Here is a 9,798-nt window from a genome sequence, read left to right on the forward strand (position 1 = left end):
CTTCATGTAAAGCTTCAACAGCAAGTAATTTGATTTCAACTGGATGCTTACTTTTAGCCATAAAAATACTCCCCATCGGATAAACAGATTTTTTATTTAATCTGTCTACCTAATGGGGAGCATATCAAACCTCCTCCATGGTTGCTCATTTTAGATTGAAACGCTTTAGCTTACTTCTTGCTCGTAATTTATCCCTCGACTGAGGTTTTAGATCTATTATCGATACGGATTAAAAATCCAAAATTCCAGCTCGATGCCATCCAACGCATCATCTCCAGCTGTCGTCTTTAGTTCGCTCAATACAAGGTCGGGATAACGATCCCATTCCTCCTCTAGTAATTCAGCTGATACAATAAATACAGCCAGCAGCTCAGCGGATTCCCCTGCCTTCAATACAGAATTAACTTTAGGCGATAGACTCGGCGATGATTGCAGATACCCAGCGTCTACCCAGATCACGCTTTTTAGCGTGGACAAATCTACATCCGACGAGGATTGGTTGTTAACCGTATACTTTGCTGTTATTGCGACGATCACTCCGTCACCAATGCCCTTGAAGGATGAGACGTAATCTGGACTAATGTCGAGCTCCGCCCATTGATAGCCGTCTAACGTAATGGCAATGCCGCCTATTTCCTCTTTGCTTTTCGGTAATTCCTGATGAATGTTCTTCTTCACTGCAATTTTGTCGGTAACTAGTAGATCTTTGTACGGCTCTACAGAACCAGCAGAATTCTCTGTAGATTTGGGCGGTGTGCTAGGCTGTTCGTTAGGATCATAAGAATCATCGATCAGGAAATCCCTACCCCCGATCTTCAGCATCCTCTCGTTCCGGTCAGGACGAAAGAACATATAGACTTCCTTCGTACCATCATTATATTCAAGCAAGATCGTGTAATTAATAATCGTATATCGACCCGCAGACTGAGACTCATCCTGAATCGTGAATGAAGTGCCGGAGCCATCTCCAGTCACATCCGAGCCGCTTGACATTACACCAATCCAGTAGTCATCAATGAATGTGCCATCTGGTCGAAAGATCATCGTGTTGGATGAAGAAAAACCAACACCCAGGTTACCACTAACATAGCTAGAAGCATCATACTTTCCATCCAGCTTCATTCGATGCAACGGTTCGTGCTTGAAATAATAATCCCGATCGAGATAAAGTCCATCTTCTTTCACTTCTATTGAATACGTACGGTCATTTTCGATAATTAATTTTCCGTCCTTCATACTGTAAGACAAGCAGGTGTCCTTCGTGCAATCAACCGTGTCCCAACCATTCTCAGGCATCTTCTTCACTAGCTGATGATCATTAATAAAATATATATAGTCCCAGCACATCCCACGGCATCCTTTGTAGCCTGTCAAATCTGCCGACGAATGCACATAAAAGCCTCTTAATGAATTTGCTGATGCCTTCGTATCCCAAGTAACACCGGCATTGACCCGCTTCTGTGCTTCAGCTCTGGTGATGCCTAGAATCTCAATATATTCGCTGCTGAATATGCTAATCGTTCTCGTCTTCCCATGCCAGCCTACGACAGCCCCTGACGCTTCGCCAATGAAGCGTAGAGGAACCAAGGTATGGCCATTCACCACTCTGCCAGGCACTGCAAGTTCAACCTGCTTTCCATTCACTGTCGCTGTTCGTTGACCGATCGTCAGGCTGAACGAAGAAGCTCCTTTCTTCCCTGTCACCGTCTTGGTGCTGGCATTCCACTTCACCTCAATGCCAAGCGATTCAACTAACGGACGAAGCTGCACCAGCGTGGTCCCGTCTTTGATTGTCGGTTCGACTGAAAACGGAACCTCATTTTTATCTGTATAAACCGAGCTCGCTGCAGATACAGTTTGAGCATTCAGAAGTATAAACGTAATGGCAGCGACCGTAAACAACAGTCCTGTCATGAACCACTTGTTCATTTTCATTCCTTGAAAATAGTCGAATTTGATTCAAATCTCCTCCTTATATCGATGAGTAATCATCGAAAATTATGCGTGCGTGTCGCATCCAATGTATAATAATGTAAAAATTGGATGTCCGTCAATAAACAAGAAGTAACAAATCCGTGACTCCGCATAGGTGTATAGCCCCTTAGTTAAATGAGTAAAGTCGCATTTAAACGAAAAAAGAGAGCTCTAAAGCTCTCTATAGGTTGGCTGCATAAATTCTTGAGTCGGCTGTTCCACAGTCTGCTCATAATATGGTGGCGGTTGAACCGACGTTTGCATTTGCTCATAATAGGGATCTGTCTGTTGAGCGTGCTGGTATGGTTCATCTACATACATCATTTTGCGTTGAATTTGCATAAGTCCGTTTACGACACGAAGTGCAATCCAATACAGCACCAGGCCAGCACCTACGTAAAACAGATATTGCTGATTGTAGGTCCAATCGATATGAAAATAAGTGAACAAGCTATGCTCTAATATATCAAGCTTAATTTCATTCATTAATATAATATGCACGACAGGCAATGCAATAAAACCAAGCGCTAGTGCAATAACCGTTACTGTAATTGTAAAGAACACAATGCCTGTTACAAATCTTAATAATACGAGCAGCAGATTTCGAATGAATAACCCGCCATCGAAGCCTCTCACCATTCGCATAAACCAGCCTTGTCCTTCTACAGACTGCTCATTGCTAATATAAGGAGCAGGGGCAGCTGGTAAGCCTAATATTTGGCGAATCATGCTTTGTTCAAAGCTTACAATCCCATTTAGCAGCTTTGCCACTCCGAAAAATAGAGGAATTCCGATAAATATCGGAGTTAAACCGATCGATAGAGTAAGTCCAGTAATCGCTATCGTAAAATAGATAATCCCTAACGGCAATGCCAGTAAGAAATAAAGAATGGTTGCATACGTTTTAGGATTAAAAAGCACCCAATTTACTTTACCTGTCGGCTTTTGGGCACTCGCTTCCGATGACATCATCATTAAACACTTCCTTTGGATTCATTAGCTCACGCTCTTAGTTATGAACCCATTATAACCGTCCGATCAGGCTAACATAACCGTCTTAAGAACAGTCTAAGCCCCGCCTTAAGCCTAGGAGTTAACCAGCCCTCTTAAAGTAGTTGTGCTTCCATATCTAGTAGCTTCTCCTTCATATCTAAGCCGCCTCTATACCCGGTAAGTGCTCCTTTTTTGGCAATGACCCTATGGCAAGGTACTGTAATTAAGAGTGGGTTTTTACCAATCGCTGCCCCTACTGCTCTTACTGCAGACGGTCTACCAATTTGGCTAGAAATATCTGAGTAGGATCGAGTTTGACCATAGGGAATATGAAGAAGTGCTTCCCATACCTCTCGCTGGAACGCCGTTCCTCGAAGATCCATAGGGATCGTAAAGCTTGTTCTTTCGCCCTTAAAGTACTCGGCCAATTGATGAACATACGGTTCACATTTTTCGTCATCTCTAATCAGCACACCATCTGGATTCCGCCTGCTTACCCATTCTGCCAAATCCTTATCGTCCATATTGGGTGACCCAACGAAGCACAGTCCATCTTCTGTAGCTGCTATAATTAATTTCTTCTCCTCGTATTTAACCCAAGACCAAAACACTGTAAATTTACCTGCATCTAGCATTAGGTTACCCCTATTCGTCTGAGCATTTCTATATAAATATCGATATTCGCCCGGTGTGTTTCCCGTCAATTTTTTAAATAAGGTGATGAAATAAGGAGTATTCGGTATCCCTACCGACCTGGAAATTTCATGCACCGATTGATTCGTTTCAAGCAAGGCTTCGATGGCTTTCTCGATTCTTCGTCGCTGAATGCACTCCGTAGGAGTGATTCCACTAATTCGCTTGAAGGTTCGATGCAGATGATGAGGACTACCGTGGCACATGTCAGCGATTGTTTGTAACGTTAGTGGTTCTGTGTAATGATCATGTATATACTCCATAATCTGATTCACCCATGCTTGATCAGGCAGATGCTCATCGGTTGGCTTACATCTTTTGCAAGGACGGAAATTTGCCTCGAGTGCATCGGTCGCATTTTGAAATATATAGACATTTTCCATATTAGGAATCCTCGACTTACAGGATGGTTTACAGAAGATCCCTGTTGTGACGATTGCATAAAAAAACTTATTGTCGTAGGAGCCATCATTGCTTACGATCGCGTTCCATATTTCACTTGATATTCGTTCGGGCTTCACCATCATCACCTCATAATTATTATACCCGTCGCTGTGCTCGATGTAAGTCATTAGGAATATAAAAGCAAGATATTGAAGCGATATGTTGGAGCATTTATGTTAAAACATGTAGTAAGGGATATAGAAGCAAAGGAGGCCTAATCATGAAAGTAAAGCTACCTAACGATTTCAACTTCACGCATAACTTAGACTACCTCTCTAGTGCCAAGGGAGAATGTCTCTACGTAATCAAGGATGGGCGAATTTATAAAGGGTTACAGCTTGGGCAAGAGGCAGCTGTAGTCGAGATTAGCTACGATGACAAGCATTGCTTTAGGCTGCGCTTTCTCGGACAGCCAGATATAACTCCTCCATCTCAAGCGATTAGAGACTATGCGGTCCGATATGTAATCGATTGGTTCGATTTACATACCGATCTGACGCCTTTTTATGAATTAGCACTTGCTGATGAAATATTACATATACCGGTCCGTAGATTTCACGGACTTCGCAACATCGGCATACCCGATCTATTCGAGGCGATCTGCTGGGGCATTATCGGACAGCAAATCAACCTTACTTTTGCCTATACGTTGAAAAGACGATTCGTTGAGAGATTTGGCACCTTTGTTGAGATTGAGCACGAACGCTTCTGGAGCTTTCCTTCCTCTCAGAAGGTTGCTTCGTTGTCTGTTCAAGACTTGATTCCCCTTCAGTTTAGCGCTAGAAAAGCGGAATATTTAATCGGTGTGGCTAAGCATATGGAGAGTGGCTCACTATCACGGGAAATGCTACAAAACGCAGCATATGAAGATGCAGAAAAGCAGTTAACCAGCATAAGGGGCATTGGCTCGTGGACGGCCAATTATGTGCTCATGCGCTGTTTGCGGTTCCCTATGGCTATCCCTATAGCTGATGTAGGTTTACACAACGCGCTTAAATTCGCAATGAACGTAGAGAGTAAACCTTCAATTGAACAAATCAGAGAAATTTTCTCGAAATGGAATGGGTGGGAATCGTATGCCACCTTTTATCTGTGGCGATTACTCTATTAACAGAGCTCTCATCCGAGCTGAATCAGAAGGCAACATTCTGAAATCCACTTGTGTTAAACTTTGACATTATCTACACCGGTTGCCGCTCGCAGGAAAAGGCGCATGGACTACATGCGCCTTTTCTCCTTCTAGACGAGCAATCATTTTCTACCAAGCATAATTGAAAAGTCAAAAGTGATCTCTAATTTATTTTTAGCCAAGGCTTGCTGTACAAGCTCTGCCGGTGCACCCCAAGATAATGGAGTCATATGCACCAATTTTTCAATATCCTCATGCTCCATCGTCACCCTGTATTGAACATGCTGGAAGTCAACAAGGTTAAAATTACGTTTAAAATGCTCTATCGTATGCTCATTTGAATAAATTGATCTATCAGATTGTTTATATAATATCGCCCTTAGCTCTTGAAGATACTTTCTCTCGGGGATTACCTTTACAACCATCCCCTCATCGTCAAGCATTCTATGAAACTCAGAGTAGTTAGCGGGTGATAATATATTTAGGATGAAATGGAACGATTTATCGGAAAACGGACTTTTTGCAAGATCCCCCACGCACCAAACTGTATCGGAAACTCCCCGTGAGGCAATAGTTATTCCTTCCTTGGCAATATCTATCCCTACCCCGAACACCTCACGATCAGCTTTCTCTATTAATTTCTGCAGAGTATACGTCAGATGTGAACCTTCACCGCAGCCAGCATCCAATATCTTTATTGGTGATTGTGAATCCGTTAATAATTGCTCACTTGCCATCATCACACAAATGCGATCCAACAACGGCTCAAAAAAACCTTTTGCACTAATTGCTTTACGTGCTTCAAACATCGCCTTGTCATATTTTGTTTTTAGGGAGTGAGTTAGAAGATTTACATACCCCTTCTTATTAAGATCAAAGCAATGATTGTTGGAACAAATGAAACTCTTCTGATTTACAAGCGTCATCGCATTCCTACATATCGGGCATTGAAATATATCTTCATATTTTGAGAAAAGAACTGTCCTTTCGTTTCTAGACAACACAAAAAACACCTCATTCATTCGAATTGTGCAAATGAAAAAGGCACAGCTAAATAAACCCAAGCATCATAGTTAAAAATGACTTGAGCTTAAAAGACTGTACCTCTCATTAACGCAAACGAATGAATTTGATGATCACGAATAACACCTCATATGACTCATAATAAAGAAAGCATCTTGCGCCTTCATTACTAAGTATATCGTTAATTCCGCATAAACGAAAGAATAGAGTAGGGCGAACTCAAAGCTTCTGCCTACTCTATCTGATGTTGTTATCGACATGGTTATCTCTTATTGCGCGAATTTATATTGCGCGAATTTATAACGACTCATTGCTGTCTACCTTGAATATACGTTCACTAATTACTCGCAAAAATTGTGCCCACTTTTGCTGGAACTCAGGATCCTCAGCATCATAACCTGTAATCATTTTCGTTACGTTACTATTAATGATCGGATAAATAGTCAAGCTGGATATCATCAGAGTAATCAATGATGGATCCAACTCCTGTGGTACAAGTCCCATCTCTTGTTTAGACTTCATATCATCATTATAAGAATGTAGAACATGTCTTCTGATATCTTCACCATTTTTGTTTTCGGGCAGTTCTTCAACCGCTTCCCAGGCTGTATATTTCAGAAAATCTAATAATTTGGTTATGTTCGCCTTATAACGAAATTCAGCAATGTCCACCGGATTAGCAGGCAATGTAAAGGTCCCCAGTGGCAACGACTGTATAAAATCAGTTATGGTCTCATTCATTAACTCGTCCTTGTTCTTAAAATAATGATAGATTAATTGCTTGTTTATACCTGCGCGTTTAGCTATAGACTCAATTCTCGTTCCATTGAACCCCTTTTCAAAAAATTCCTCTCTCGCAGCTAAGAGTATCGATTTACGTGTACGTTCAGCATTACGAACTTCTCCCATTACAATCACCTTTCCGTTATGTCTTGCTGTCATTTTAATGGAAACGTACTAATAATTCAATTTAGTATTACATTTACTCAAGTACTACTTTACAATTGTAAAGTTATGTTATAAAATCCACTTATAACTTTACAATTGTAAAGTTAAATTCATGTAAAGGTGATACAAAAAAATCGAGAAGAAAATGTAATGTTTTCGATTTCATCAAGATTCGTTCGTCGTATGTATGAAAGTAAAATTCAAAACGTAAAGGATGGTTAACGTTTATGGGAGTACAAATGAACACTTATTTGATGTCAGAGGATGCAAGAAGTCAGGCGAATTTTTACATTCAATCACTTGGTGGCGAAATTCAATTTCTTACTACATTCGGTGAAACACCAGGAACACCTGAGGCGATGAAGGATAAAGTTATGCACTTAGCTTTAACAATTGCGGGAACAAATACGCTAATGATGGCTGACTCCTTCGAACCGGTTAACTATAACCGAAGCATCAGCATTTCTTTGAGCTATGATGATGTAACAGAAGCATCAACGGCTTATGAAAAGCTAAGCGAGAACGGGGAAAAGAAATATCCTTTCGCACAACAGCCTTGGGGTGCACATTATGGTGAAGTCGTAGATAAGTTTGGTGTCACTTGGATGATTACGAAACAATAATCTTTGAGGTTTTAATCTAGCGTTTTTCAAGAAAGGAGCCCTAGGGGATGACCGATCATCTTCATAACTTATATCTCCCCTAGGTTTTTAATAACTGATATGGAGTCCCGATATTTAGTTAGTAAAGCGAAATATTATTTTATCTTCTGCTTCCGGATACTCCCCAATCACTTCTGAATATTGTCCATTTGTGTAAGCATTTAACGTTTTACGCCAGAACATTTGTGCTCTCACATTTCGCTCCATTTTGGCTGTCTGAACTTCCCAATTCCCCCTAAACCGATTAAACACCTGCCTAGCTGCTTCTTCCCCCACTCCGCGACCGCGGAAAGGGCGCAAGAGGAAAAATTCATTCAAATAATAGTTGATATTCGGCGGGCATGGTATATATGGCGGGGTTGCAACGAAAGCAAGTCCCGCAGGTACATCATCAACCGTGATCAGGAATGGAAACAATATTGATGGCTTCTCACACCAGATATCAAACACTGTATTTTGCTCGGTCAACGTCCTCATATCGTTATCTTCATATATGCCAAAACGATTGGGTTTGTTCCCCCATATTTCGGACAAATCGTGCAAATAAAGCGGGTAAATGTTATTGATAATAAACTTATTATCAGTAGTACTGAGTTGAAGGTTAATATTCATACTGAGCTCCTCTTTCTTTTATTCGTTCTTGTCGCTTTCTATCGAGGTATTACGATTGCTAGTTGTGCTAACCGGCTCGACCACTTTAAATAAAAATGACCTCCCATTCAAATACTCTTTTAAGTACGCTAGAGCGTACTGTTGTTCCTCGATTAAACTATCTATTTCCCTTGGATTGGAGGCATGATGGCTATAATTCTCGATCATGAACATGATGAAAAAACATTCCAAATCCCGAGTATAGTCCGATTCCAACTTTCTAACACTCTCGTAGCCTTGGATAAGCATCCATCGATGTTTAGGCCATAGCTCTAATAGGGTGCCTGCCATATCGTAGAGATAATACCCGTAACCACACCTGCCGAAATCAATCGGATAGGGCTGATTTTCCTTAAAGACCATATTACCGGTATGTAAATCAGCATGAATGAGCCCAAAGTTATGTTCACTTGGATGCATAGTAGCAAGTTGGGACACAACCTTCTCGGCTCCCGCTCGATATAGCTCCCATCCCTCTTCGGATAAAAAACGTTCATAATAACATTCCAACTTAGCCATATCACGTTTAAAGCTTTCTACTCCCCAAATAGGTCTTACAAAATCTGAGGGTAAAACAAAATTTCTGGCTGCTGCATGGAGTCTACCAATTAATACGCCGATGTTATAAGCACAGCTATCGGTAAAGTCACCTGTTGCATGTTCACCTTCTATCCACCGCATCATCGTTACATAAGGGCGCCTATATCCTATTTCTGTATCGAGTTGCAATACGTAATGACCATCACAGCTAGCTATTCCTTCTGGTACATTTAGACCTGTCGATTCGTTTAGTGCTTGTAAAAGTAGGAGCTCCGACAGGATTTCCTCTCTGCTCAATCGATCCGAATGGATACGAAGTAAATAATGTTCAGTTGTGTTGGTTTCAATTTTATACGTAATCGTATCGGATAATTGAATAAATTGAATACGTTCCCATTCTAAGTCATACTGCTGAATTGCTGATAGAGCGACTTTCCTTGCCCTGACTAGTAGCGCCCGTCGTTCTTCATCGGTATCGAATCTAAAAAAATCAATCATATATTCCCCCTGCTCCTTTGGTCTTTTATAAAGTAAATTAACTTACATCTACTATATGTGATCATAACGAGAGCAAAGGGTTAGATATATATGGCAAACCATTTAAACTATTTTTTAACCGAGTAGGAGGGGGCGGCTAGCCCCCGTCCTCTCACACCACCGTGCATACCGTTCGGTACACGGCGGTTCATGTCATATTCCGCAAAAGACTGTATCTGTCCGTTAAACTTCTCAGTCCAAGAG

At 41.2% G+C, this 9,798-nt stretch carries 9 protein-coding genes; 2 read left to right on the top strand and 7 right to left on the bottom strand.

The window, feature by feature from the left end:
- Window positions 1–216: 216 nt before the first annotated feature.
- From M3180_RS22150 to M3180_RS22970, 3 genes are all read right to left on the bottom strand, one after another.
- Window positions 217–1,929, bottom strand: coding sequence for a copper amine oxidase N-terminal domain-containing protein (locus tag M3180_RS22150; RefSeq protein ID WP_251671591.1), 1,713 nt, complete (start codon window positions 1,927–1,929; stop codon window positions 217–219).
- A 216-nt stretch (window positions 1,930–2,145) separates the two neighbouring features.
- Window positions 2,146–2,946: a sensor domain-containing protein gene (locus tag M3180_RS22155; protein WP_251671604.1), complete on the bottom strand. Its 801-nt coding sequence runs from the start codon at window positions 2,944–2,946 to the stop codon at window positions 2,146–2,148.
- A 134-nt stretch (window positions 2,947–3,080) separates the two neighbouring features.
- A complete protein-coding gene (locus M3180_RS22970) occupies window positions 3,081–4,187 on the bottom strand; it encodes a bifunctional transcriptional activator/DNA repair enzyme AdaA (protein ID WP_349774505.1) in 1,107 nt (368 codons plus the stop codon).
- A gap of 137 nt (window positions 4,188–4,324) precedes the next feature.
- Between M3180_RS22970 and M3180_RS22170 the strand changes: the two genes are divergently transcribed.
- On the top strand, window positions 4,325–5,215 hold the full coding sequence (locus tag M3180_RS22170) for a DNA-3-methyladenine glycosylase 2 (protein ID WP_251671593.1): 891 nt from the start codon (window positions 4,325–4,327) through the stop codon (window positions 5,213–5,215).
- 140 nt (window positions 5,216–5,355) lie between these two features.
- Here the strand turns inward: M3180_RS22170 and M3180_RS22175 are convergent, their stop codons facing one another.
- Window positions 5,356–6,237 (bottom strand): putative RNA methyltransferase, encoded by an 882-nt coding sequence (locus M3180_RS22175; RefSeq protein WP_251671595.1) that lies wholly within the window; start codon window positions 6,235–6,237, stop codon window positions 5,356–5,358.
- 316 nt (window positions 6,238–6,553) lie between these two features.
- Window positions 6,554–7,165 carry a TetR/AcrR family transcriptional regulator gene (locus M3180_RS22180; RefSeq protein ID WP_251671596.1) on the bottom strand — a complete coding sequence of 204 codons (612 nt, stop codon included), beginning with the start codon at window positions 7,163–7,165 and terminating at the stop codon, window positions 6,554–6,556.
- A gap of 266 nt (window positions 7,166–7,431) precedes the next feature.
- On the opposite strand from M3180_RS22180, the gene M3180_RS22185 reads away from it, so the two are divergent.
- Complete coding sequence (locus tag M3180_RS22185) at window positions 7,432–7,827, top strand: VOC family protein (RefSeq protein WP_251671598.1); 396 nt, start codon at window positions 7,432–7,434, stop codon at window positions 7,825–7,827.
- Between the two features lie 114 nt (window positions 7,828–7,941).
- Here the strand turns inward: M3180_RS22185 and M3180_RS22190 are convergent, their stop codons facing one another.
- Complete coding sequence (locus tag M3180_RS22190; protein WP_251671600.1) at window positions 7,942–8,478, bottom strand: GNAT family N-acetyltransferase; 537 nt, start codon at window positions 8,476–8,478, stop codon at window positions 7,942–7,944.
- An 18-nt stretch (window positions 8,479–8,496) separates the two neighbouring features.
- Window positions 8,497–9,555, bottom strand: coding sequence for a phosphotransferase enzyme family protein (locus tag M3180_RS22195; protein ID WP_251671602.1), 1,059 nt, complete (start codon window positions 9,553–9,555; stop codon window positions 8,497–8,499).
- Window positions 9,556–9,798 lie beyond the last annotated feature (243 nt).

Source organism: Paenibacillus camelliae (assembly GCF_023715345.1).
Classification (GTDB): domain Bacteria; phylum Bacillota; class Bacilli; order Paenibacillales; family Paenibacillaceae; genus Pristimantibacillus; species Pristimantibacillus camelliae.